Consider the following 24,924-nt stretch of genomic DNA (forward strand, 5'->3'; position numbering starts at 1 on the left):
CTGAACGCTTAATCCCGGATAACAGGAGTTGGGCATGGCCAGGTCAGAAACACGGATGATGGATGGCAACGAAGCAGCTGCCACCATCGCCCACCAGCTCAATGATGTCATCGCCATCTATCCGATAACGCCGGCTTCGGTGATGGGTGAGCTGGCTGACAGCTGGAGCAATGCGGGGCGCCCCAATCTCTGGGGCAGTGTGCCGGAAGTGATTGAGCTGCAGAGCGAAGCTGGTGCCGCTGGTGCCGTACACGGTTCACTTCAGGCCGGAGCCAAAACCTGCACCTTCACCGCCTCGCAGGGGCTGCTGCTGAAGATCCCCAACATGTTCAAGATTGCCGGTGAGCTGACGCCGACGGTGTTTCATATTGCGGCGCGCTCGGTGGCAACTCACGCACTGTCAATTTTCTGTGACCACAGTGATGTGATGGCTGCACGCACCACTGGCTTTGCCATCCTGGCTTCAGGCAATGCTCAAGAGGTGATGGATATGGCCACCATTGCCGAGATGGCCACGCTGGAAGGGCGGGTGCCGGTGCTGCACTTCTTCGACGGCTTTCGTACCAGCCACGAAATCAGCAAGGTAGAGCTGGTTACAACGGCCCAGCTGCAACAGCTGATCGACCCCGGTCTGATCAGGGCCTGCCGTGACCGAGCACTGTCTCCCGAGCACCCCTTTATTCGCGGCACCTCACAAAACCCGGATCTCTTTTTTCAGTCACGCGAAGCGTGTAACCCCTATTACGACGCCTTTCCGACCATTGTGCAAAACGCAATGGATCGCTTTGCAGCGGTGACGGGCCGCCAATATTCGCTGTATGAGTACAGCGGAGCCGACGATGCCGAACGGGTCGTTGTGGTGATGGGATCAGCCAGCCAGACGGTGGTTGAAACCGTAGAACATCTCAATGCCGAAGGCGAAAAGGTTGGGCTGCTGAACGTACGCCTGTTCCGGCCTTTTGCCTCTGAGCGGCTGCTGCAACAGCTGCCGGACACTGTGCGTGCCATTGCGGTGCTGGATCGCACCAAGGAGCCCGGCTCGGATGGCGAGCCGCTGCTCAAGGATATCACCACAGCTGTTTTCAACGCCTGCAGCGAAGATGCCTGGCGGGGCACTGGACTGCCGCGCATTCTGGGTGGGCGCTTTGGCCTGTCATCAAAGGAGTTTACTCCCGGCATGGTCAAGGCGGTGTTCGACCATCTGGCCCGCCCGGAAGGCAAGCGTGAATTTACCATCGGTATTGACGACGATGTCACGCGCCTGAGCCTGCGTTGGGATGAAAGCTTTCGCAACCGTGCCGCGAGACAGCAGGTGCAGGCCGTTTTTTACGGCCTGGGAGCAGACGGAACGGTATCCGCCAACAAGAACAGCATTCGCATTATCGGAGAAAAGCCAGGTCGGTTTGCGCAGGGGCACTTTGTCTACGATTCGAAGAAATCCGGTGCGGTCACCGTCTCGCATCTGCGTTTTGGTCCTGAGCCAATACGCTCGGCCTACGAGGTTCAAAGCGGTGAGGCTGATTTTGTTGGCTGTCATCAGCCCGTTTTTCTGGATCGCTATCCGATGCTGGAAAAGGCAAAACCGAAAGCCACCGTGCTGATCAATACGCCTCTGACGGGAGAGGTTTTCTGGCAGTCGCTGCCGCAGCCGGTGCAGCGGCAGATGATCGACAGGCAGCTGAAGGTTTGGCTGATCGATGCCTATCAAGTGGCGGCTGATGTCGGGCTTGGCAAACGCATCAATACCATCATGCAGACCTGCTTTTTTGCGCTGACCGATATTCTGCCAAGGGATGAGGCGATTGCGCAGGTAAAAGCCGCTGTTGAGTCCACCTACGGCAAGCGCAGCGCGCGTATTGCACAGATGAATATTGCAGCCATCGACAATGCGCTGGCACATTTGCAGCCCTTTGACGTGCCGGATCAGGCACAGAGCCTGATACCGATGCACCAAGTGAATGCTGCTGACGCGACTACTTTTGTGCGCGAAGTCACGGCAGAGTTGATTTCTGGGCGCGGCGACCGGGTACCGGTCAGCCGGGTGCCCATCGACGGTACCTGGCCCAGTGGCACGGCGGCCTATGAAAAGAGGGATCTGGCACTTGAGTTGCCGCAATGGGAAGAGGAGCTCTGTACCCACTGCGGTAAATGCGTATTTGTCTGCCCGCACTCGGTGATCCGTTCCAAGGCGTTTCCCGAGACACTGGTGAAAGGGGCGCCTGAGGGCTTCAAGGCAGTGCCGATCAAAGGCGCGAAAGACTTCCCTGAGGGTACATTGATCAGTTATCAGATCTCGCCTGATGATTGCACTGGCTGTACCCTCTGTGTCGAGATATGCCCAATTCATGACAAATCGAACCAGAGCCGTAAGGCGCTGAACATGGTTCCCAAGGACGATATCCTGGTACGTGAACGGGCTAACTGGGAGTTTTTCCGCCAGCTGCCGGAGTTTGACCGTACCGGGCTCAAGGCCAGCACCATGAAAGGATCCATGCTGATGCAGCCGCTGTTCGAGTTCAGTGGCGCCTGCTCCGGCTGTGGTGAGACGCCTTACATTCGGCTGCTCAGCCAACTGTTCGGTGATCACATGCTGGTTGCCAACGCCACTGGCTGTTCGTCTATTTATGGCGGCAACCTGCCGACTACTCCCTGGACGATGAACGCGGAAGGGCGTGGACCTGCCTGGAACAATTCCCTGTTTGAAGACAACGCCGAATTTGGCCTCGGCATGCGGGCCGCGCTGGACAAGCAAACGGAATACGCTATTGAGCTGCTGCAGGCCTTGAGTGACCGACTGGAAGCGCACCTGGTGGAGGAGTTGCTGCAGGCTGATCAGAACGATGAGGCCGGTATCCGTGCCCAGCGAGAGCGGGTTGCGAGGCTGCGCCAGTGCCTGCAGGGAATGGATGACTTGCGTGCGCATGAGCTCTATCACTTGGCAGACAAACTGTGTCGTCACAGTGTCTGGATTATCGGTGGTGATGGTTGGGCCTACGATATTGGCTACGGTGGGCTTGATCATGTGCTGGCGTCCGGTCGTAACGTCAATATTCTGGTGCTGGATACCGAGGTCTATTCCAATACCGGTGGCCAGACTTCCAAGGCGACGCCGCGCGGTGCCGTCGCCAAGTTTTCCGCCGGCGGCAAGCCGGTGGCGAAGAAGGATCTAGCCCGTATCGCCATGGATTACGAGCACGTCTATGTCGCTCATGTTGCCTATGCCGCCAAGGATATGCAGACATTGCACGCCTTTCAGGAGGCTGAAAGCTGGGACGGTCCTTCACTGATCATCGCTTATTCACCCTGTATTGCGCATGGTTTTAATCTGGCTGGCGACAACCATGAGCATCAGCGCCTGGCGGTGGAATCCGGTCACTGGCCACTCTTCCGCTACGACCCGCGCCGGGCCGAGCAGGGCGAGAATCCGCTCAAGCTGGATTCCAAACCGCCTTCCATCCCCTATGCTCAGTTCGCCCGTTCCGAGGCGCGTTTCAGCATGCTTGCACGGGCCAACCCCGAAGCGTCCAAGGTGTTTCTGGAGCAGGCCCAGAGGGAGGTTAACGAACGCTACCACCGCTATGAACAATTGGCCGGACTGAGCTGGTCCGCCGTAGAAAGTGCATCGGCAGAGAGTGCGCCTGCCGGCACAGAGCCGGAAACAGGAGGCCAGAATGAGTAAGCGATTGCATACCCGCTATCTGGGGTTTGAACTGGATAGTCCACTGGTACCTTCAGCTTCACCGTTGACGGCCACACTGGATGGCGCCTGTCGGCTCGAAGATGCAGGGGCTGCGGCCATTGTCATGCACAGCCTGTTTGAGGAGGAGTGCAGCCGTGACCATGAGCTGCTGCATCATTTCTTGTATGAACAGGAAATAGGGCACTTTGAATCGGATGATTTCCTGCCCGTACCTGATGCCTTCCGTACCGCTGAAGAGCATTATCTCGAACGGCTACAGAGTATGAAGTCGCGCCTGAAAGTACCTGTGATCGCCAGCCTCAACGGGGTCAGCCGAGACGGCTGGGCAGAGCATGCCGTGCAACTGGCAGAGGCCGGCGCCGATGCACTTGAGCTGAACATCTATCATATAGCGGCTTCGGTACGCGAGAGCGGCGCCGAAGTGGAACAGCGTTATCTGGATATCCTCACCTCAGTACGGTCAGCCGTACCGCAGTTGCCGCTGGCGGTGAAGCTGTCGTCCCGCTTTTCCAGCCCGGTGCATATGGTGAACCTGTTGCGTGAAGCGGGTGCTGATGCGGTGGTCCTGTTCAACCGCTTTATTGAGCCAACGCTGGATCTGGATACGCTGAAGATAAAACCCCAATTGCAGCTGTCCAGCCCGGCCGAGTTGAATGAGCGTCTGCGCTGGGCTGCAATCATCCGTGCTCAAGTGGCGCTGGATATGGCGATTACCGGTGGCGTGCATACCGGTGAAGATGTTATTCGCACTCAGCTCGTCGGTGCCGAAGTCGCTCAATTGGCCAGCGTGCTGATGCAGCAGGGAGAGGGTGTGCTGAAGCAGATGCGGGACACGATCCTGAACTGGCTGGATCAACATGAATATGAATCTTTGGATCAGCTGCGCGGCAGTGTCAGTTATGCCCGTGCCGAGGACCCCTCCGGCTGGGAGCGGGCCAACTATCTGGATACACTGGATCAGTGGTGCCCTTGAGGCAATGCGCGAAAGAAATGTCTTATAAAGGGAAAAGATTTTTCATTGAGCGGATTTTTTACTTTTCTCGGTTAACCGATCAGTTATCATCTATAGTCATTCAATACATTCATATGTCACCAGATAGTGACACACCCTCAGGGTCGAGGAAGGGGAGAAGTGCTGGTTGAATCTTAAATCAAGGCTCAGCCTCCTCGCAGTCGTACTGATTCTTGCGTCAGCCGCTGCTGTCTGGATCTCGGTTCAGACCCTGGCAGAACGGATCATTACGGAGTGGGCGCTCAGATACGTTGAAAAGCAGGTTCTTTACGATAAGGAGCGGGTGCTGCAACCGCTGCTGCGTGAGATCGTGCTTGCACGTCAGCTGTCGAGCTCACCGGTGTTGATCGAATGGCTGGAAGACCCGGATAACATCCTCGCCGAGTATCATGGCTTGATGGAGCTGGAGCGTTACCGCGAAAGCTTTACCGACAGCAACTATTTCCTCGGTATATTGCGCAATGGGCACTATTATTACAACAATGCCGAAAACGAGTTTGCCGGCGACCAGATGCGTTACCGGCTCAGTGCCTCTGAGCCGGCAGATCGCTGGTTCTTCGATTTGATCGAGCAGAACCGCGACCTGCATATCAATGTTAACCCTGATGCTCACCTCGGCGTTACCAAGCTATGGGTGGATGTGCTGCTGCGTAATCCCTCGGGTGAGGTTCTGGGAGTTGCCGGTACCGGCCTTAATCTCAGTAGTTTCCTCAATGATATTGTCGACAGCGGTGAAGAGGGCATCACCAGTCTGTTCGTGAATCATCAGGGCGCGATCCAGCTGTATCGTGATCAGTCGATGATCGATTTTGCCAGTCTCACCAAGAGTGACAACGAACAGAGCCGTTTGAGCGTAATGATGCCGGGCGAAGACTACACACAGTTGAAGCAGGCCATGGCGCAGGTGAAGGAAGATCCCCAGGAAGTGATCAGTCGGTTTGTCACCCTCGATGGCAAACGCTATCTTGCCGGGGTGGCGTATCTGCCTGATATTGATTGGTATGAAGTCACCCTGATGGACCTGCACCGTTTGCTGCCGCTAAGCCGGTTTAACTCCATTCTGATGATATTTGGTATTTCGCTGCTGATTACGGTACTGGTGTTTCACATTGTACTGGGCCGGGTGGTGCTGGAGCCTCTTCAAGCGCTGGACCGGGCCATTCGACGTTTCCGTAAGGGAGAATACACCGGCGAGCCACTGAATGTGCGTGCCAGTGGTGAAGTCGCACGGCTGGTGGAAGAGTTCGAAAAAATGAGTCGTGAGGTATACGAGGCGCGCACCAACCTTGAGCAGAAGGTACAGGAGCGGACCGAAGCGCTGAACCAGCTCAGCCAGACCGACCCATTGACCGGCTTGCTGAACCGACGCGGAATGGATCAGCGTTTGCGGGAAGAGCTCAAGCGCAGTGCCCGCGAAGGTCGTCCACTGGGCATCATCTGGATCGATCTGGACCTGTTTAAGGAGATCAATGATCGCTACGGTCATGCTGTCGGCGATGAAGCCCTGGTGGTGGTGGCGACGGTGTTGCGCTCGGTGTTGCGTGAGTATGACGCGGCCTCACGCTGGGGGGGAGACGAATTCCTGATCATGATCCGTGATGCAGACAGGGGCTTGGTCGAACATATCTGTGAGCGTCTGCTGCGAGTAATCCGCGGTCAGGTAGTCAGAACACCCTGTGGTGCATCCCTGAGCATGACCTTCAGTATTGGTGCCAGTCTGACCCACACCGAAGACCATGAAGAGGTGCTGCGGCAGGCTGATGCCGCGCTCTATGCGGCTAAACAGGATGGGCGTAACGGTTATCGGCTTTACACTGAGGTACTGGAGACCCAGTCTATCCTTGAAGTTGTGGATCAGACGGAAGGTCTGGCGGAAGCCGGTATTAAAATTCGTCATTCAGTCGATTGATTAACTCCTCTCGCAGGCTCAGCCGTTTCACCGCATCTTCACCGAGCAGGCGGGCCGTTTGCAGCAACAGGGTTTCACTCAAAAACTGGCTGGCAATCATGCTGTTGGTGTACAGCGGACTGTCGCCAGAGCTGATCAGGGTACAATCGGCCAGCTGTGCCAAGGGGGAGTGATGGCTGTCGGTGAGGGTCAGCAGGGGCAGGCCATATTGATGTGCCACCTGGGCAAGCATCACCGAATCCCGACTGTACGGCTCGGAACCGAACATCACTAGCAGGTCGCGCTTGCCCAGCTCGGCCAGCGCCTGCGCCTGACCTTCTCCGGCCGCGCCGACCACCGCCGTATCATCGCGAATCAGTCCCAGCATGTAACTGAATATTACCGCCAAGCCGAATGACTGACGCCGCCCCGCCACACGGATACGGCGCGCCTTGACCAGCATCCCGGCAGCCGTCAGCAGCTGCTCTTCATTCAGTTGGCCGGCGCTTTGGGTCAGGTTGTGGATCTGACGCTGCAGATGCTGACCGACCCGGCTGGATATACTTGCATTTTGATCACCGCTCACCAGTGCGCTGGCCTGTGCGCTGTAGTAGCGTCCCGGTTGGCTCAGAGCCTGACGGAACAGGGCTTGAAACTGCACAAAACCGGTAAAGCCCAGCAGCTTGGCCAGCCGGGTCAGGGAGGCGGGGCTGACCCCCGTAGCTTGTGCCAGCTCGGTGATGCTTTGGGTCGCGACCAGGCGAGGATCATCCAGCATCAGACAGAGCGCGTTCAGCAGCCGTTTGCCCATTGGCAGCTGCAACTCGCCGCGCTTGAGCAGGGATGGCAGCTTGCGCAGCTGAGCCAGCGAGCCGGGTGGAAAGGTGAAAGGGGTGCTCATCGCATTTTTATTCCTTTTTATCCCGTTTTTGCCTCATATTCATATCTTTATGAAAATAAAAGATAAATAAGGAATCTGGTGGAAAATCCATCTGAAATATGAAAATAATTTTCCATATGATAGTCCATTATTGAAAAGATTTTCAGCTGGTCCATATTACCCCACATATCAATACCCACAGGACCCGCAATCATGTTAGTCGATGCCTATCTTCGCCCCATCAACCACTCTGAAACACTGCTGATCAACGAGCGATCCGGTGCACTTGAAGCCAGCCGCAAGGTGTTTCGTTTCGGTTTTGGCCAGTCACCCTTTCCGGTGCCGGCGGAGGTGTCGACACGCCTGAGCGAGCACGCCGCAGACAAATCCTACCTGCCGGTGCAAGGGCTGAAGCCTCTGCGTGAAGCTGTAGCCACATTTCATCGAGAACAGGATGGTGTGGACTGGCAGGCTGAGCGTGTACTGGTAGGTCCGGGCAGCAAGCTGCTGATTTATGCAGTGATGGCGGCGTTTACTCGCGCCGAAGTGCTGTTGATTTCTCCCAGCTGGGTTTCCTATGAGCCGCAGGCGCATTTGGCTGGTCATGCGGTACATCGGCTGCAGACCACAGCAGAAAGTCATTGGCGACTGAGCGCCGAGCAGCTGGAGAAGTTCTGTGCCGCGCGTGAGCAGCCCGAACTGCCGCTGATTCTAGTGCTAAACTATCCAGGCAACCCCAGTGGCACCACCTACGGCGAAGCCGAACTGCAGGCGCTGGTTGGTGTGATGCGACGCTACAACATTCTGGTGATCAGTGATGAGATCTACGGCATGCTCAACCATACAGGTCAGCATCGTTCACTGGCGCGCTACTATCCGGAAGGCACACTGGTAACCGGTGGGCTGTCCAAGTGGTGTGGAGCCGGTGGCTGGCGCCTGGGCGTTATGCATGTGCCTGAAGCATTGGCGGGAAATCTGTTGCCGCGTCTGCTTGGTGTGGCATCCGAGACCTGGTCCTGCGTCAGCTCTCCTGTGCAGTATGCCGCCATCGAGGCCTATACATTTGGGCCGGATGTTCAGGCCTATGTAGCGAGTGAGCGTGAAGTGTTGAGCCTGATCGGCAACGCGGCTGCAGCCCGTTTGAACGAGGCGGGTGTTGCCACTGCTTCACCTGAAGGCGGCTTTTACCTGTTCCCGGACTTTGCCGCTTGGCGTGACCAGCTGGCACGACGTGGAATCCACGGCTCGGATCAGCTCTGCACAGCGCTGCTGGAAGAGGCCGGTGTTGCCCTGCTGCCGGGCACGGCATTCGGCATGCCGGCGCAGGAACTGGTCGCGCGGCTCTCCTATGTGAACTTTGATGGCGACTTGGCGCTGCAGCCGGATGCCGATCTGGAGCAAGTTGCACAGCCGGTACTGGAGGGTATTGGTGCCATCAATCACTGGCTGACGCAGCAGGGCCAGGAAGCAGCCTGAGGCTGCAACACAGCGTTGCTGATTTGAGTTGTGCCTTCTGCGACTGAATACGCGAAAATCCTAATCGTTTACAGTCGCATTTAAACAACAGTTTAGAAGGCCCTCATGAAACTCAACCATATAAAAATTCGTACGGCACTGCTGGTCATTCTGCTGACCTTCAGTGCCGTACTCGTTCTGACCAGTATCAACGCCTGGCTGGCCGCCCGTGATGCTCATCGTGCATTGGCCGAACTGGATCGGATCACGCGTGAGCAAACGGTGCCTGTCACCAACACCCTGATCACTGTGCTGCGTGCCCGGCTCGCGGTGATTGGTGCCGAAGCCGAATACCAGAACGGTAATCTGGACAATGCCCGCTTCAGTCATGATGCTTCGGTGCGCTTTGCGCGGGAAGCGGCCGAGCTGTTCCAGCCCTTTGTTGTTGCGCAAAAGTCTGACTTGATCCGGCCGATCGCGCAGCAGATGGAGCGCCGTTTCGCACAGTTCCAACAGGCGATTGAGCGTCTGAACAAGGCGCTGGAGGCCCGTAACCGCGACGCATTCCTGGCTGCGAACCTGGAAGCCCGGGACGCCAGTGAGGGTTACTATGCGGCGCTGTTGGAGTTTCAGCAACAGATGCGTATCAACAACGCCAAGCGCATGGAAGCAGCGGAAGGCACCTACCATCTGGCCACGGGAGAAGCGATAGCGGTGACTTTGCTGGCACTCCTGCTGGTGAGTCTGAGCCTGTGGTTTGTGCGGCGTCAGGTGATCGACCCGCTGCTGCTGGCGCAAAGCCATTTTCAGGCGATCGCATCGGGCGACCTGACCCGTGCAATTGATACCGCAAGCCGTAATGAGATCGGTGATCTGTTCCGTTCGTTGCAGGAGATGCAGCAGACCAAGCGCAGCATGATCCGCTCGCTGATGGAGTCATCCAGCCAGCTGGCATCGGCGGCGGAAGAGCTTAATTCGGTGACCGATGAAAGCCAGCGCGGCCTGCAGCAACAGAGTGATCAGTTACAGCAGGCCGCCACGGCCATAACAGAGTTGAGCACGGCGGTGGATGATGTGGCCGTCAACGCGGTGACCACTTCCGAAGCATCGCAGGCATCTAATCAACTGGCGGTGCAGTGCCGTGAAGGGGTGCGTATTACCACTACCGATATCCATGCGGTTGCGGAAGATGTGGAGCATACAGCCAAACAGGTCGGTGAGCTTGCCGAGCACAGTCGCAACATCGGTCAGATTCTGGATGTAATCCACAATGTGGCGGAGCAAACTAACCTGCTGGCGCTGAACGCAGCGATCGAAGCGGCGCGGGCGGGAGAGGCCGGGCGCGGTTTTGCTGTGGTGGCGGATGAGGTGCGCACGCTGGCACAGCGTACACAGTCTTCCACCTCGGAGATTGAGCGCTTGATTCAGGCGATGCGTGAAGGTACCGACAACGTGATGCAGTCGATGCAAACCAGCCGTGAGCGCGCCGAACGCACATTGCAGGGGGCCAATGCTGCCTCAACCGCCCTGGAAGAGATCTTCCAGTCAATTGGCCAGATCAATGACCGCAATCTGGTGATCGCCAGTGCCGCTGAAGAGCAGGCACAAGTCGCCCGTGAAGTGGATCAGAATCTGGTCAACATCCGTGATCTGTCCACCCAGACCGCTGCCGGTGCCAACCAGACCAGTGCCGCCAGCCGCGAACTGTCACGGCTGGCGGTGGAAATGCACGATATGGTGGTGCACTTCCGAACCTGATCAGGCAGCGCCGATCATCCGGCGCAGCACATAGTGCAGAATGCCGCCATGGCGGAAGTAGGCCAGCTCGTTGCCGGTATCGATGCGGCAGCGCACGCTGGCCTGAACATCGCGTCCGTCAGGGTAGCGGATGCTCAAGGTCAGCTGCTGCTGTGGCTTGAGCTGATCCAGCCCGGTCAGACTGATCTCTTCCTCGCCGGTCAGGTTCAGCTGCCTGCGGTCGGTATCGACAAACTCCAGCGGCAATACCCCCATTCCCAGCAGATTGGAGCGGTGGATACGCTCGAATGACTCGGCTATTACCGCTCGCACGCCGAGCAGACGCGTACCCTTGGCGGCCCAGTCGCGTGACGAGCCGGTGCCATATTCCTTGCCAGCGATCACCACCAATTCGCGTCCGTCCTGTTGATAGCGCATGGCCGCATCGTAAATCGACAACTGTTCACCACTGGGGAAATGGCGGGTTTCACCCCCTTCTACCCCGTCCAGCATCTCGTTACGAATACGTACGTTGGCAAAGGTGCCACGCATCATCACTTCATGGTTGCCACGGCGAGAGCCGTAGGAATTGAAGTCTTTCTGCGCTACTCCAAGTTGCTGCAGGTAGCGACCGGCAGGGCTGTCCGGTTTGATCGCACCGGCCGGGGAAATATGATCGGTGGTCACGGAGTCGCCCAAGAGAGCAAGAATACGAGCAGATGTGATGTCCCGTACCGGGTCAGGCTCGCGGCTCATGCCGTTGAAGAACGGCGGTTGTTGTATATAGCTGGACTCGGGCCAGTCATAGGTTTTGCCGGTGGCCACTTCAATCGCCTGCCACTGAGCATCGCCATCAAAAACTGCCGCGTATTCACGCTGGAACATCTCGGTGTTGACCCGCTCCAGTGCTTCGGCAATCTCGGCCTGGCTGGGCCAGATCTCTTTCAGGTAGACCGGTTTGCCATCTTGGTCTGTTCCGAGCGGCTCATCGGACAGGTTGATATCCACCCGACCAGCCAGCGCAAAGGCAACCACCAGCGGTGGTGAAGCCAGCCAGTTGGTTTTGACGGCAGGGTGAACACGGCCCTCGAAGTTGCGGTTACCGGAAAGTACGGATGCCACCGTGAGATCCTGTTCGCGTACCGCGATTTCGATTGGTTCCGGCAGCGGGCCGGAGTTGCCGATACAGGTGGTACAACCGTAGCCCACAAGGTTGAAGCCCAGCTGATCCAGTGCGGTGTTCAGCCCTGCTGCCTGCAGGTACTCGGTCACGACCTTGGAGCCGGGTGCCAGTGAGCTTTTGACCCAGGGCTTGCGTTTCAGGCCCCGGTTGATGGCCTTCTGGGCCAGCAGTCCCGCCGCCAGCATGACGCCGGGGTTTGAGGTGTTGGTACAAGAGGTAATGGCGGCAATGACCACCGCACCATGATTGAGTCGGAAACGTTCTCCGGCGTATTCAACGTCCGCTCCACCCTGAGTGCCCGGTGCGGTCTGCCCACCTTCGGCTTCCAGATCGCTCACTGCATCGGCTGGAGGGGCACTGAGGTTCAGCGCCATCAACTCGTCAAAACGAGATTTCAGCTGGCTCAGCGCGACTCGATCCTGAGGTCGCTTCGGGCCTGCCAACGACGCTTCTACGGTATCCAGATCCAACTCCAGTGTTGAGGTAAAAATCGGCTCATCGCCTGTGTTGCGCCACAGGCCCTGTTCCTTGCAGTAAGCCTCGACCAGCGAAACCTGCTCCTCGCTGCGACCGGACAGACGCAGGTAGCGCAGGGTTTCCTCGTCCACCGGGAAGAAACCGCAGGTAGCACCATATTCGGGCGCCATATTGGCCAGAGTGGCGCGGTCGGCCAGTGGCAACTGCGCCAGACCGTCGCCGTAGAACTCGACGAACTTGCCCACCACCCCATGTTTGCGCAGCATGTCGGTCACGGTCAGGACCAGGTCGGTGGCGGTGATCCCTTCGCGCAGCGCGCCGGTGAGCTTGAAGCCTACAACCTCGGGAATCAGCATGGAGATCGGCTGCCCCAGCATCGCGGCCTCGGCCTCAATGCCGCCCACGCCCCAACCCAGAATGCCAAGGCCGTTGATCATGGTGGTGTGGGAATCGGTCCCCACCAGTGTGTCCGGGTAAACCCAGGTTGTGCCGTCGCGTTCCTCACGCCAAACCGTCTGACCCAAATACTCCAGATTGACCTGATGGCAGATGCCGGTGCCCGGTGGTACAACGCGGAAGTTGTCAAACGCGGTCTGACCCCAGCGCAGGAATGCATAACGCTCGTGGTTGCGCTCCATTTCGAGTTTGACGTTGTCATGAAAGGCATCGGCGCTGGCAAAATGGTCCACCATCACCGAATGGTCGATCACCAGGTCCACTGGCGACAGCGGATTGACCTGTTGTGGGTCGGCCCCGAGCGCTGCAACGGCATCACGCATGGCGGCCAGGTCAGCCACACCGGGAACGCCGGTAAAGTCCTGCATCAATACACGAGCCGGGCGGTAGGCGATCTCACGCTCGGAGTGGCCGCCTTGATGCTGCCAGTCCACCAGTGCCTGCAGATCTTCAAGCTGTACCGCATCGGTATCGATATGGCGCAGCAGATTTTCCAGCAGTACCTTGAGTGAACAGGGCAGTCGGCTGATATCACCCAATGAGTCGGCAGCCTGTTTCAGACTGCTGTAAGTATATTGTTTCGACCCCAGTGTAAGGGTTTGTGTCACCTCATCTGCGTTCATCGTTTGAATCCTCCTGCCTGTGGCGTGAGTAAAAGGTTTACAAGACTAGTCATCTCCCTTGGCGGCGAGCTTGCGCGCCTGTTCTGCCCAGTCTGACAGTTGCAGCTGCACGATGCCGTTTACCGTAGAGGGTGGGTAACGCCCTTCACGGTCGGCAGCCCCGGCTTCTCGTCCGAACAGCAGTTCAATCAGCTGATCCAACTGGCTGACAGCGTGAATGGAAAACTGCCCTTCGCGACAGGCATCCACTACTTCTTCACTCAGGATCAGATGTGGCTCGTTACTGGCCGGAATGATGACGCCATGACTGCCATCCAGCCCACGGGAGCAACACAGCTCAAAGAAGCCTTCGATTTTTTCGTTGACGCCGCCAATTGCCTGAATTTCACCATGCTGGTTGATCGAGCCGGTAATGGCAAAACTCTGTTTCAGCGGCAAACCTGTGATGGCGGACAACAGCACGCAAAGCTCGATGGCGGAAGCACTGTCGCCATCCACCGGGCCATAGGACTGTTCGAACACCAGACTGGCGTTGAGTGAAAGAGGCTGGTTACGGGCATAACGGGCACCGATGCAAGCCCCGAGGATCATCACTCCCTTGGAGTGTAGCGGCCCCCCCAGTTTGATTTCACGCTCGATATCCAGCATGCGCCCCGTACCCATTCTGGCGGTGGCCGATATTCGACTGGGTTTGCCGAAGCGTTGATCGCCCAGCTGGAATACCGACAATCCGTTTGCTTGCCCAACGGCGCTGCCGCTGGTGTTGACGATCAGGGTGCCGCGTTCGATCTGCTGTTGCAGCAGTTCGGAATACTGGCTGCTACGGTAGCGCTGCTGCTCAATCGCTTTCTGCACATGGCTGCGACCGGTCTGTGATGCGCCCTGGCGCAAGGCCCAGAAACTGGACTCGCGCAGCAGGTCGATCAGTTGCCCGCGGTTAAGCGACAGCTTTTCGCTGTCGTCCATCTGGCGCGAGCTGTGCTCGATCACCGCTTCCAGCGCACTGCGGTCAAAATGCGTCAGACCCTCTTCACGTACCAGCATGGCGATCAGGCCGATATAGCCCTGCAGGTTCTCGCGGTCACGATCAAAGCCTTCGGCGAAGTCGGCATAGACCTTGAACAGGGTGGTGAACTCCGGATCGTAATGCTTGAGCAGATAGTAGAGGCGCCGGTCTCCGATCAGCACCACGCGCACATTGAGCGGTACCGGCTCCGGCTCCAGCGAGCGGGTGCCACTGATGCCGTACATCTTTTCCAGCGGGTCGATGCGAATCTCACGGTTGCGCAGGGCACGTTTCAAGCCCTCCCAGGCAAAAGGGAAGGAGAGCAGTTTCTGGGCATCCACCACCAGGTAGCCGCCGTTGGCGCGGTGAAGAGCACCGGGCTGGATCAGGCTGAAATCGGTGCTCAAAGTGCCGAAGTGGGCTTCGTACTCAATTCGACCGATTAGATTCTGGTAGCTGGGAATGTCCTCGTAGACAACGGGCGCACCGCCGTTTTTCTCATGCCCCACCAGCACATTGATTTGATAACGGCGGAACTTACCGGAGCGGGCACGTTTGTGCAGCGGGGCACGCTCCTCTTCTTCAGAGGGGAAAAAGTCGTCCACATTCTCAATCATGTCCTGATGGATGGTATCGAGGAAGTCGAGCACTTCGGTATGGCTGCCGTATTTCTGCCGGAGATTATTCAGTGCCGGGTCTATGACACCCTGTGTGGTTTCCTGCTCCAGCTCGCGGATGCGTGCCTGATGTTCCTGATGCATTTTTGGAACCTCATGCACCAGCTCGGTCAGTTCCTCATTCAGCTCGTCCACCGCCGCCTTGATTCTGGCCCGCTCTTCCTCCGGCAGTTGGTTGAACTGATCCGGCGTCATCAGCTTGCCGTCACGTACTGGCCCCAGCGTATAACCACCGGGAGTACGCATCAGAGTGATACCGGACTCGCGCGCCTTTTGCCCCAGTGCCTTGAAGTTTTGCTCCTCTCGCGCCTGAAACTCGTCGTTCAGTTGCTGCAGCTGGTTACGATATTCATCACTTTTAAACTGCGCCGGAACACGCAGCAGCAGGACTTCAATCAGCTTGCGAAGATCTTCATGCAGGTTTTGCCCCATGCCTCGGGGCATGATCAGTTTGAACGGCTGGTTGGGGCGGTCGAAATTGTGGATGTAGCAACAATCACTCGGTTCTTCACCGCTGGCGGCCTCGGCGCTGACGATGCGGGATACCAGCTCCCGTTTGCCGACGCCGGTAGAGCCGCTGACAAAAATGTTGTAGCCGGGATGATCCATGCCGATGGCAAACTGAATCGCGTCCAGCGCCCGTGATTGCCCCAGAACCGAGTAGTCCGGCGTGATATCGGTGGTTGAGGTGATGCCCAGCGCTTCAAGGTCACAGCGATGGCGCAACTGTTCGGGTTTCAGCAAGGTCTCGTGCATGTCAGCATCCATTGATTGCGGATTCAGAGTATCCATAAGGTTAGCAGTGCCAGGGCAACTGCGAACAGCAAGCCGGGCCAGAGCGGGCGACACAGTGAAGCATGGCCGGCAAACAGTGCCAGACCACCCTTGACCAATGTGTTGGTGATCGCGGCCAGGGTAATTCCGGTGACGGCCGTTTCGCTGCCGATGCTGTCCTGTGCCATGCGAGCCAGCGTCAGCGTGATGGCATCAACATCGGTCAGGCCGGCGACAATGGACACCAGCCACAGCCCCTGCTCGCCCATATGCTCTCGAATGCCGTGAGCGATCAGCAGGATGGCCGCCAGTAAAAGGCCGAACTGAAGGGCCGGGATCAGTTGGAAGGGCTGTGTCGAGAGCTTGCTGGTATCCACTTCTGTATAGGGTTCTCGTTTGATCCAGAGCCACACTGCGCTGATTACGCAGGCCAGCATCATGGCCAGCATCGGAGGCAGGAGCGGCGGCAGTAACTCGGGGTTGATCACAGCCACTTCGAGCAGAATGCGTGGATACATGATGGCCGAGGCCAGCAGAATGCCACAGGCCAGCAGCCGAGGCATGGGCACGCGGGCATTCATGCGTGCCAGACTCAGGGTCAGTGCGGTACTGGATGCCAGCCCTCCCAGAATGCTGGTAATCATCACCCCCTTGTCGGGCCCGGTCAGGCGCATGGCAAAGTAGGCCGCCAGACTGATACCGGCGATCAGCACTACCATCAGCCAGATTTCGTAGGGGTTGAGTGCATCCCAAGGGCCGTAGCTCTGGTTGGGCAGTACCGGCAGCAGTACGGCCGAGATCAGTGCCAGCTGCAGGATACCGCGCATCTCGCTGTCGCTCAGATGCTCCAGCGCCTGATGCAGCGTCTGCTTGAAGTGCAGCACGATGGTGGTGATGACCGCCACGGCAACGGCCAGGCTCAGGTCACCCAGTACGGTGAGCAGGCCGGTCAGGTAGGTGACGATCCCGGCCACAACGGTGGTCATGCCGTAGTCGTGGTCATCATTCGAATCGAGCCAGTGCGCCAGCCCCAGCAGCAGCGTCACTGCCAGCCCCATGGCGATGGCGATGCCGGGGCCCAGAGGGGAGGAGAGAATGCCTGCCAGAGCACCACACAGTGCCAGCAGGCCGAAGGTCCGAATGCCGGCAATGCGGCCCCCGGCCGGGGTGTTGCGCTCGTGCCAGCCGCGCTGGAGGCCGATTAGCATGCCCAGAGCCAGGGCGATCAGCATGTGTAGGAATTGCGTGCTGTGCATGGTGCCTGATCTCCCCCTTCAGCTGTATGGCCCTGTACTCAAATCTAACAGATCCCTGACTGACAGCGTAGTTGAATGGTGCTGAAAAAGGATGTGCGTAGAAAGCCTCTGTCCCTCGTCTGCTCTGTCGCCTTCAGGGGTATCAAGCATGCAAAGATGCACCGGTCAGGTAATGACCAAAAGAAAAGGTTTGATAGGTGTACAAAATGAGTTGCGGCTTGAATTAATTCAGACAGGTGGATATATCAGGGGAATGAAATAATGTCTCTATTCGCTTGCAAACCATAAATTCTATCAGGGAATAATGATTTCTATGTCTTTAATTTGATACATTCATATCTTTTAATAAAATCATACCTGCTTGAAATATTTGAGGTTTTAGATATTGTTAATCCGATATCAGGTTTTATAATGTGGTTGTTGCAATTGGTTTATGACCTGAGTTGCCTGTTCGTTTTTACTACATCAAATTTAAATTAAATTGAATTTTAACTTTAGCGGCTCGTTTTGTAATTTCTTCGAGCTGAGACCTGTTTCAACGCAGAGTGAAGGATATGGAGCCAACAAGGGAAATATCCCTCTATTTTGAGGGGTTATGTGGGATGGACAGGGAAAACTTACTCTCGGTACTTGTACTGGCCGAGATCCGGCTGAACTCAAGCTGGGTTCTGGAACCTCGGCGTGAGCATGCAGATGTTTGGCTGTGCAGGCAAGAGGATTATCAGAAGACAGGGAATTTCAGGCCTCTGATCTGCTGTACCGATCTGAAAAGTAATAGTACAGCAGAGTTAAAACCGGAGGATGGTTTTTTTGTTCTGGGTATGGACTCCAGTGGCGTTCCGATCTTTTCTGAACTGGTCAGCGTTCTTAATCAGGTAGATACCTGGCTTGAGAAACATTCGAACAGGCTTCGCCCTGTGCCCCGGGTGCCTGTTAAAAATACTGCCAGTGTTCCCACGTTGACCCACGTGATGGATCAGCCGGAGGGGCAGACATCAGTGAAATTGGGTTCGGAAATCAGCAACAGCCTGGAATCATCAGGGAAAGGCTTGAGCAGGGAAAAGCGGTCCTGGCTAGGAACTATTGCGGAATATATCCATAATGTGGATGTTAAAAGTGATAATTTTTACCATAAGATATTAATCCAGTCAGGTGAGGTCGTTCTGATAGATTTTGAAGAATGCCGATTTTACTCGAGTATTGAAATTCAAGTTTTTCTGGAAGGTGTTTCTTTAAGCAAGAAGTTTTACATGTCTGCCATTGATAAGGCCGGGCTTTTATCCGAATTGGAAAAGAAGATTTTTATTGAGAGGCCGTTATCAAATTTAAAATGGTTTATGGCTCTGCACTCCAATTTTCACAACCTGGAAATTGATGCGGAAAATACGGTTTTTAGACTTTCAGGATGGCCATCGGTAAGTCTTCCCGGACTTAGGGCTGAACACCTTAAAGTAGCCGCTTTTATGCGAACAAATAAGGCAAGCCTGGTCGATATAGCAGCGGGGACTGGTATGGACGTTGAGCAGGTAAAGGGATTTGTTGAGGCCTGCTTTTACGAAGGATTGATTATTAAAGATACAAAAAATAAAAAAGATAAAAAGGAAGTCCAGAAGCCGAGTTCTGGCTTATGGGATCGGGTGCTGCGCAAAATAAAGCGGTAGCATGTATTACCAATTATCTTGAATTGTGAGTTGAAAGATCATGTCTAAATTGGATGAAATGATGCAGGGCATTGTGAATGATGTTGATGGTGCTCTGGGATGTGCTGTAGTTGACCTGGAGAGCGGACTGCTATTGTCTGTTGCCCATAATGTCCCCTATTTTACTTCTTCGTATCTGGAAGCTGTTGCGGCGGCCGCTGTCGATATGATGCGCGGGCGTAATGTACGAGCCGTGGAGTCGCTGTTGTCCAGTCAGCGCGGTCAGCCTGTGCGCCACATGATCCAGGAAGTACAGATGAGTACTGAAAAAACCTATCATTTTATGGCGGTGGTACCTGAAAAGCCTAATTCTCTGGTTGTGCTTATTACCAGCCGTAATACCAACCTGGGAATGGGTTGGGCAGCAGTCCGCACCAATCTGCCTAAAATTGCAGAATTCTGTCCTTCCTGATAGCTGCCAGTTTTTAAAAAGAGCAAGCAGCATGGATTGCTGCTCTTTCATTATGCATGGGTCAATTGATGCTGAAGAAAAAGCTTAAAATAGCGGGTGTAGTCAGAAGAAATGAAGGTTTTAGTCCTGAGAAAATACACGAGACGATGTTACAGGGTGCCAGGATGCTCTCTGTCAACGGTGATTTTACCGGGCGCCCTGAGACCCAAATTTATGCCAGCAATCATGAGGTTGTAAAAATTCGGCGTGACCTCAGGCTGACCGCTCGGCAAGCCGACCCCTGGCTGAGAAAAGTGCTGGAAAGAGAATGCAAGCTGGAAATCCATCATCCGAAAAAAACCTGGTTTTATATATATTCTGAACAGGATGGCGTCAAGCTTCAGGATGAAGAAGTATTGATAGGGAATATCACGCCTCGGCTGCGTCCACTGCATAAGTTTTTGGAGTTAAAACCGGGAACTAAGCAGGCTCGAGCGGATGCTCTTCAGGCGTTTTCCGAAATGTTCAGAATGTATTTGATAAAGGCACAGGAATTTGAAGTCAAATTGGATGAGGGGCTGTCCAACTACGCTCTTGATGCCGATAGCGGGCTTTTTTACGTGGATGATGAACTATATGAGTGGGACAAGTTTATCTCCTTCTCAATGATGCTTGGCGTCTTAATCCGCAAGCTGGACTGGCTGGACCGCGATTTTGCCAGAGCCTTGGCAAAGGATCTTGGCAAACAACTGGATCAGATTTTTGGAGATTTGAACTACCGCGCCAGTATTGCCTATCAGTTGCGCTCAGCCTTCATGCCGGCAGGCAAGAAACGAGATATCGCCAATCTGATCTGCGCTACCTTGACCGATTCTCCGGGGGGGCAGAAAGGTGACACCAGCAGGATTTCAATGGGCTGGTCAATGCCGAATGCCGCAGAGCTTTCAGTACCTGACGCCGACTCCATAGCAGGCCTGAATGCTCAGGGACAGGTACTGAGCGGCCGGAGCGAACAAACTCTGGATTCAGCTCGACCGTTGGCTTTACTGGCGGATGTACATGCGAATATGCCAGCTCTTGAGTCTGTTCTTGACTGGTTGCAACAGGAGGGAATAGAGCAGGGAGTAGTGCTGGGGGACCTGGTTGGTTACGGCCCCGATGCAATCGCAGTGGTGGAACGGCTGCAGAGCTCCGGGTTTTATATTATCAAGGGGAACCATGATCATTCTATTGCCCTGGGGGCTTTTGACCGGGGGCTGTCAAAAAATGCCCGTTATGTGGCCGAGTGGACGCGGGAGCAGCTCTCGGATGAGCAGCTGAAGTGGCTCAAGAGGCTGCCTCCGGTGCTGGATACTGCGCAGTGGATGGCGTTGCATGGGTCCCCTTTGGACCCTGAATTTTTCTATGGTTATATTTACGAGATGACCTACAGGGAGAATCTGGACAAGCTGGGCGAGCTTCAGCGCCGGCTCTGTTTTCATGGCCACTCTCATATGCCGGGCCTGTATGGGCGGGACGCCGAAGGCCAGGATCGTCACCGTACTGACGAACGCCTTTCACTGAGTGACTTCCAGCACGCATTAATATGCCCGGGCTCGGTCGGGCAGCCACGTAATGGGTACCCTTCAGCTCAGTTCGCAATCTATGATCCCGAGCAGGATGAGGTTGTTTTGAAAGCACTGACCTATGATCACGCGCCAGTGGTTGAAAGAATGAGGGCGGCGGGGTTTCCGGCAGAGCTCTATCGGCGCCTTGATCGCGGTGTTTGAGCAAAAAAAGGCGCCTCAGGAGGGGCGCCAAACGCTTAGAGCATCGGGATTGAGGGGCGGGTTACATCCGCCCCTCGGTTTCGTAGCGCTGGTGCCAGCTCAGGGCTTCATCCAGCAGGTGTGGCGTATGCATGCCGCGACCGCTGGCACAGGCGCGGTTGAAATAGTCCAGCAGGCGTTCGCGGAAATCCGGATGTGCACAGTTGTTTATGATCGCATGGGCACGCTGGCGGGGTGACAGTCCGCGCAGATCCGCCAGACCCTGTTCGGTGACGATGATCTTCACGTCGTGCTCGGTGTGATCCACATGGGACACCATCGGCACGATGGAGGAGATCGCGCCGTCCTTGGCCGTGGAGGGCGAGACAAAGATCGACAGATAGCCGTTGCGGGCAAAATCCCCTGAACCGCCGATACCGTTCATCATCCGGCTGCCCATGATGTGGGTCGAGTTCACGTTGCCGTAAAGATCGGCTTCGATCAGCCCGTTCATGGCGATGATGCCGAGCCGACGGGCAAGCTCCGGATGGTTGGAGATGTCCTGCTGGCGCAGAATGATCTTGTCGCGGTACAGGTCGATATTCTCATCGAACTCGCGGATGCCGTCGGGACTCAATGAGAAGGCGGTGGCCGAGGCAACGCCCAGGGTGCCGGACTTGAGCATCTTCAGCATGCCGTCCTGAATCACTTCGGTGAAGGCAGTCAGGTTCTTGAACGGGCCTGCATCCAACCCTTCCAGTACCGCATTGGGGATGTTGCCCACACCGGACTGAATCGGCAGCAACTCTTTTGGCAGGCGACCGATTTCGATCTCGCGCTGGAAGAATTCGAGAATGTGCTCGGCGATCCGCCTGGAGGTGGCATCCGGTGCCTTGAACGGGGAGTTGCGATCCGCCGCCGAGGTTTCCACCACTGCAATCACTTTATCCACAGGGCAGTGCAGATAGGCTTCACCGATGCGATCCGCCGGATGGGTCAGCATGATCGGTTTGCGATTGGGGGGCAGGGCGGTACCGTAATAGATATCGTGCATCCCTTCCAGCTTGGCGTTTTGCTGGGCGTTGACCTCAAGAATGATTTTGTCGGCCTGCTCGATCCAGGTCTTGTTGTTGCCGACGGACGAAGAAGGGATCAGGCTGCCATCCTCGCGGATACCGGCGACTTCGATCAGGGCGATATCCATCTTGCCGAGAAAGCCTGACCAGGCGTATTGCGACACTTCAGATAGGTGGTAATCCACATACTCCATCGTGCCACTGTTGATCCGCCCGCGGCAGATCGGGTCGCTCTGGAACGGCAGCCGCATTTCGATGCCATCCACTTCCGCCAGTGCGCCATCCAACTCGGGAGCAGTGGAGGCACCGGTCCAGACATTGATCCGAAACGGTTTGCCGCCGGCGGCATTGTGATGGCGAATACGCTCGGCCAGCGCCGCGGGTACAGCCTTGGGGTAACCGGCACCGGTGAAGCCGCTCATGCCGACGTTGGCGCCGGGAGAGATCAGTTCAGCGGCCTGTTCGGCGCTCATGATGCGCTCACGCAAACGCGAACACAAAATTCGTGAAGTTGAAGACATGGTCGTTCCTGTTTGTTGTCAACAAGCCTGCATATTCTGATAGTGATTAATATTTACGCAGTCTGGTGGAGGCGGATTCTAGCAGTGAATGCGGGAATGTATGTAGTTTGATTGTTGCAATTATGTAAAACAGTGGCCTGATTCGGGCAAAAATAATGCTTTTTGTTGTCGATTTTGCGAAATAAAGTTGCGATTATAACAACAAAGAGCGATCGCTCTTTGGGTGAGAACTCTGATGCGCTGGGGACAGGTCGGGGTGGAGGCGATGGTGAAAGCCGGTCACTGCAGGAAGCAGCGGGCCGGCATCAGTGGCAGTACAACGCGGGATTAGCTGTCGCTGTCGGAACGTTTTTTCTTCAACGGCATAAAGCCATCAGCCAAATCGGCAGGGGGCTTGGGTGCTGCGGTCGTACGGCGCTTGCCCACCTGTTTGCGATCACGCAGGCGCTGTTTGCCCTCGGGTTTGGCGGCTGACTTCTTGCCGTCCTTGCCGTCACTCTTTTTCTTTTTGGTACCGGCAGCCTTGCCCGAGGCTTTCAGCTTCTTCGGCCCTTTGTAGTTGGCTTCCACGCCTTTCAAGGTGCGGCGCTCGAATTTGATGCGCAGGTAACGCTCAATGCTGGACATCAAATTCCATTCGGTATGCTCGATCAAACAGATCGCCAACCCCGGCTTGTCCTGGCGTCCGGTACGGCCGACGCGGTGCAGGTGTTCGTCACCCTTGCGTGCCATATCGAAGTTGATCACCATGTCCAGCCCCTGAATATCGAGGCCTCGGGCGGCCACGTCGGTGGCAACCAGGATATTGATCTTGCCGCTGCGCATCAGCCCCATCACATGCTTGCGCTCATCCTGACTCATCTCGCCGTGCAGGACTCCGGAGCGGCGGTTCTGGCGCTGCAGGCTCTTGGCCAGCCACTGCGCCTTGACACGGGTGTTAGTGAAGATGATCACCTTGTCATAGGTTTCGTTGGCCAGCAGCCACTCCACCAGACGCTCCTTGTGCTTGTCGTCATCGGCCAGAATGATCTGCTGCTGGATGTTGGCCTGCGCGTTTTGCGGCGTGTTCAGCAGCAGCTGTTCCGGCTCGTTCAACACTCGCGGCAGCAGGTCATGCACCCCGGGGTGGGTCAGGGTGGCGGAAAACACCATCGACTGGCGATTCTTGCGGCAGATCTCGGTGATCGCCAGCACCTCATCACGGAATCCCATGTCCAGCATGCGGTCGGCTTCGTCCAGAACCAGGAATTCCAGATCTCCGAAATCCAGGGTTTCACGCTCAAGGTGCTCCATCAGGCGGCCTGGAGTCGCCACAAGAATTTCCGGGTTCTTGCGCATCTCGGCGGCCTGCTCCTTGAAGCCGGTGCCGCCACAGACGGTCATGGTGGTGACGCGGGTAAAGGTGGCCAGATCCTTGACGCTTTGACACACCTGCTCGGCAAGCTCGCGCGTGGGGGTCAGGATCAAACCACGGGTGCCGGTGTTGGGCGATGGGTTATCCAGAAAGTGCTGCAGCATGGGGATAACAAAGGCGAGCGTTTTGCCGCTGCCGGTTTCGGCACCCACGATCAGATCCTTGCCCTCCAATGCCGGGGGCAGAGCCGCCAGCTGAACAGCGGTGGGTTGGGTAAAGCCAAGTTTATCGATCGCCTTGAGCAGGCGGTCATGCAGCATCAGTTCAGCAAACACGGGTTTTTTCTCGCTTGAAATCAGTTGCGAGCATACTAGCAGAAAGCGCGTGATAGAGCTGCACTGAAGCGGGTTATTGGCTTGACCTTGAATGCCTTGAGTGGTTAAACATTAAACATGAATACTTCAGGAGACGGTCATGCCACGCTCATTTACGTTGCTGACACTCATGGCGCTGCTGCTGGCGGGCTGCAGCAGCGCTCCGCGTTATGGCCATACGCCCGCTGATCTGCATCATCCACAGCGACAGCAACTCCTTGACCACTACAGCCAGTGGGCAGGTACCCCCTATCGTTACGGTGGCCAGGACCGTTCAGGTGTGGACTGTTCCGGCTTTATCCAGCGGGTCTATGCAGATCTAAATGGCACCCAGTTACCCCGTACAACCGAAAAACAGGCCCGTATAGGTTCTCCGGTAAAGCGGCATCAGCTGCAACCGGCTGATCTGGTATTTTTCAAGACTGGCTGGAAGCAGCGACATGCCGGCATCTATATCGGCAATGGCGAATTTATCCACGCGTCTACCAGTCGTGGCGTGATGATCTCGCGGCTGGATAACCCATACTGGGAAGACGCGTGGTGGATGGCGCGGCGTCCCTGAGGGGCGTTCTGGACTTTCATCCTCAGCCCATACAGGTTTCATGCACAGGCCAAAGGGAAATGTTTTACGATCCT

At 56.2% G+C, this 24,924-nt stretch carries 15 protein-coding genes; 9 read left to right on the top strand and 6 right to left on the bottom strand.

Annotated elements, in window-relative coordinates; all coding sequences use genetic code 11:
* The first annotated feature begins 34 nt into the window (after nt 1-34).
* From nifJ to ACAM29_RS18430, 3 genes are all read left to right on the top strand, one after another.
* A complete protein-coding gene (nifJ, locus tag ACAM29_RS18420; protein WP_369625000.1) occupies nt 35-3,679 on the top strand; it encodes a pyruvate:ferredoxin (flavodoxin) oxidoreductase in 3,645 nt (1,214 codons plus the stop codon).
* Nucleotides 3,672-4,673 (top strand): dihydroorotate dehydrogenase-like protein, encoded by a 1,002-nt coding sequence (locus ACAM29_RS18425; RefSeq protein WP_369625001.1) that lies wholly within the window; start codon nt 3,672-3,674, stop codon nt 4,671-4,673. The genes nifJ and ACAM29_RS18425 overlap by 8 nt, the downstream gene beginning before the upstream one ends.
* Before the next feature lie 166 nt (nt 4,674-4,839).
* Nucleotides 4,840-6,621, top strand: coding sequence for a diguanylate cyclase (locus tag ACAM29_RS18430; protein ID WP_369625002.1), 1,782 nt, complete (start codon nt 4,840-4,842; stop codon nt 6,619-6,621).
* Here ACAM29_RS18430 and ACAM29_RS18435 read toward each other — a convergent pair.
* On the bottom strand, nt 6,596-7,501 hold the full coding sequence (locus tag ACAM29_RS18435) for a MurR/RpiR family transcriptional regulator (protein WP_091827282.1): 906 nt from the start codon (nt 7,499-7,501) through the stop codon (nt 6,596-6,598). The two genes, ACAM29_RS18430 and ACAM29_RS18435, sit on opposite strands and share 26 nt — an antisense overlap.
* A gap of 192 nt (nt 7,502-7,693) precedes the next feature.
* On the opposite strand from ACAM29_RS18435, the gene ACAM29_RS18440 reads away from it, so the two are divergent.
* Together ACAM29_RS18440 and ACAM29_RS18445 are read left to right on the top strand one after the other, a co-directional pair.
* The gene (locus ACAM29_RS18440; protein WP_369625003.1) at nt 7,694-8,956 is read left to right on the top strand and encodes a pyridoxal phosphate-dependent aminotransferase; all 1,263 of its coding nucleotides are present in this window, start codon (nt 7,694-7,696) and stop codon (nt 8,954-8,956) included.
* 105 nt (nt 8,957-9,061) lie between these two features.
* On the top strand, nt 9,062-10,693 hold the full coding sequence (locus ACAM29_RS18445; RefSeq protein WP_369625004.1) for a methyl-accepting chemotaxis protein: 1,632 nt from the start codon (nt 9,062-9,064) through the stop codon (nt 10,691-10,693).
* Here ACAM29_RS18445 and acnA read toward each other — a convergent pair whose 3' ends face one another.
* From acnA to ACAM29_RS18460, 3 genes are read right to left on the bottom strand one after another with little or no spacing between them, the layout of a single operon-like run.
* Nucleotides 10,694-13,411 carry an aconitate hydratase AcnA gene (gene acnA / locus ACAM29_RS18450; RefSeq protein ID WP_369625005.1) on the bottom strand — a complete coding sequence of 906 codons (2,718 nt, stop codon included), beginning with the start codon at nt 13,409-13,411 and terminating at the stop codon, nt 10,694-10,696.
* 45 nt (nt 13,412-13,456) lie between these two features.
* Nucleotides 13,457-15,850, bottom strand: a complete 2,394-nt coding sequence (locus ACAM29_RS18455; protein WP_369625006.1) for a Lon protease family protein — start codon at nt 15,848-15,850, stop codon at nt 13,457-13,459.
* Nucleotides 15,851-15,873: 23 nt separating this feature from the next.
* A complete protein-coding gene (locus ACAM29_RS18460; protein WP_369625007.1) occupies nt 15,874-17,124 on the bottom strand; it encodes an MgtC/SapB family protein in 1,251 nt (416 codons plus the stop codon).
* A gap of 602 nt (nt 17,125-17,726) precedes the next feature.
* On the opposite strand from ACAM29_RS18460, the gene ACAM29_RS18465 reads away from it, so the two are divergent.
* From ACAM29_RS18465 to ACAM29_RS18475, 3 genes are all read left to right on the top strand, one after another.
* Complete coding sequence (locus ACAM29_RS18465; RefSeq protein WP_369625008.1) at nt 17,727-18,785, top strand: hypothetical protein; 1,059 nt, start codon at nt 17,727-17,729, stop codon at nt 18,783-18,785.
* 40 nt (nt 18,786-18,825) lie between these two features.
* Nucleotides 18,826-19,236 (top strand): hypothetical protein, encoded by a 411-nt coding sequence (locus ACAM29_RS18470; RefSeq protein WP_369625009.1) that lies wholly within the window; start codon nt 18,826-18,828, stop codon nt 19,234-19,236.
* A 164-nt stretch (nt 19,237-19,400) separates the two neighbouring features.
* Nucleotides 19,401-20,984 (top strand): metallophosphoesterase, encoded by a 1,584-nt coding sequence (locus ACAM29_RS18475; protein ID WP_369625010.1) that lies wholly within the window; start codon nt 19,401-19,403, stop codon nt 20,982-20,984.
* A 61-nt stretch (nt 20,985-21,045) separates the two neighbouring features.
* On the opposite strand, the gene ACAM29_RS18480 is transcribed toward ACAM29_RS18475, so the two are convergent.
* On the bottom strand, nt 21,046-22,560 hold the full coding sequence (locus ACAM29_RS18480) for an acetyl-CoA hydrolase/transferase family protein (protein ID WP_369625011.1): 1,515 nt from the start codon (nt 22,558-22,560) through the stop codon (nt 21,046-21,048).
* 327 nt (nt 22,561-22,887) lie between these two features.
* Nucleotides 22,888-24,249 (bottom strand): DEAD/DEAH box helicase, encoded by a 1,362-nt coding sequence (locus ACAM29_RS18485; RefSeq protein ID WP_369625012.1) that lies wholly within the window; start codon nt 24,247-24,249, stop codon nt 22,888-22,890.
* A gap of 139 nt (nt 24,250-24,388) precedes the next feature.
* Between ACAM29_RS18485 and ACAM29_RS18490 the strand changes: the two genes are divergently transcribed.
* Nucleotides 24,389-24,850: a C40 family peptidase gene (locus ACAM29_RS18490; protein ID WP_091827289.1), complete on the top strand. Its 462-nt coding sequence runs from the start codon at nt 24,389-24,391 to the stop codon at nt 24,848-24,850.
* The last annotated feature ends 74 nt before the right edge of the window (nt 24,851-24,924 follow it).

The organism is Marinobacterium sp. BA1 (assembly GCF_041155135.1).
Classification (GTDB): Bacteria; Pseudomonadota; Gammaproteobacteria; order Pseudomonadales; family Balneatricaceae; genus Marinobacterium; species Marinobacterium iners.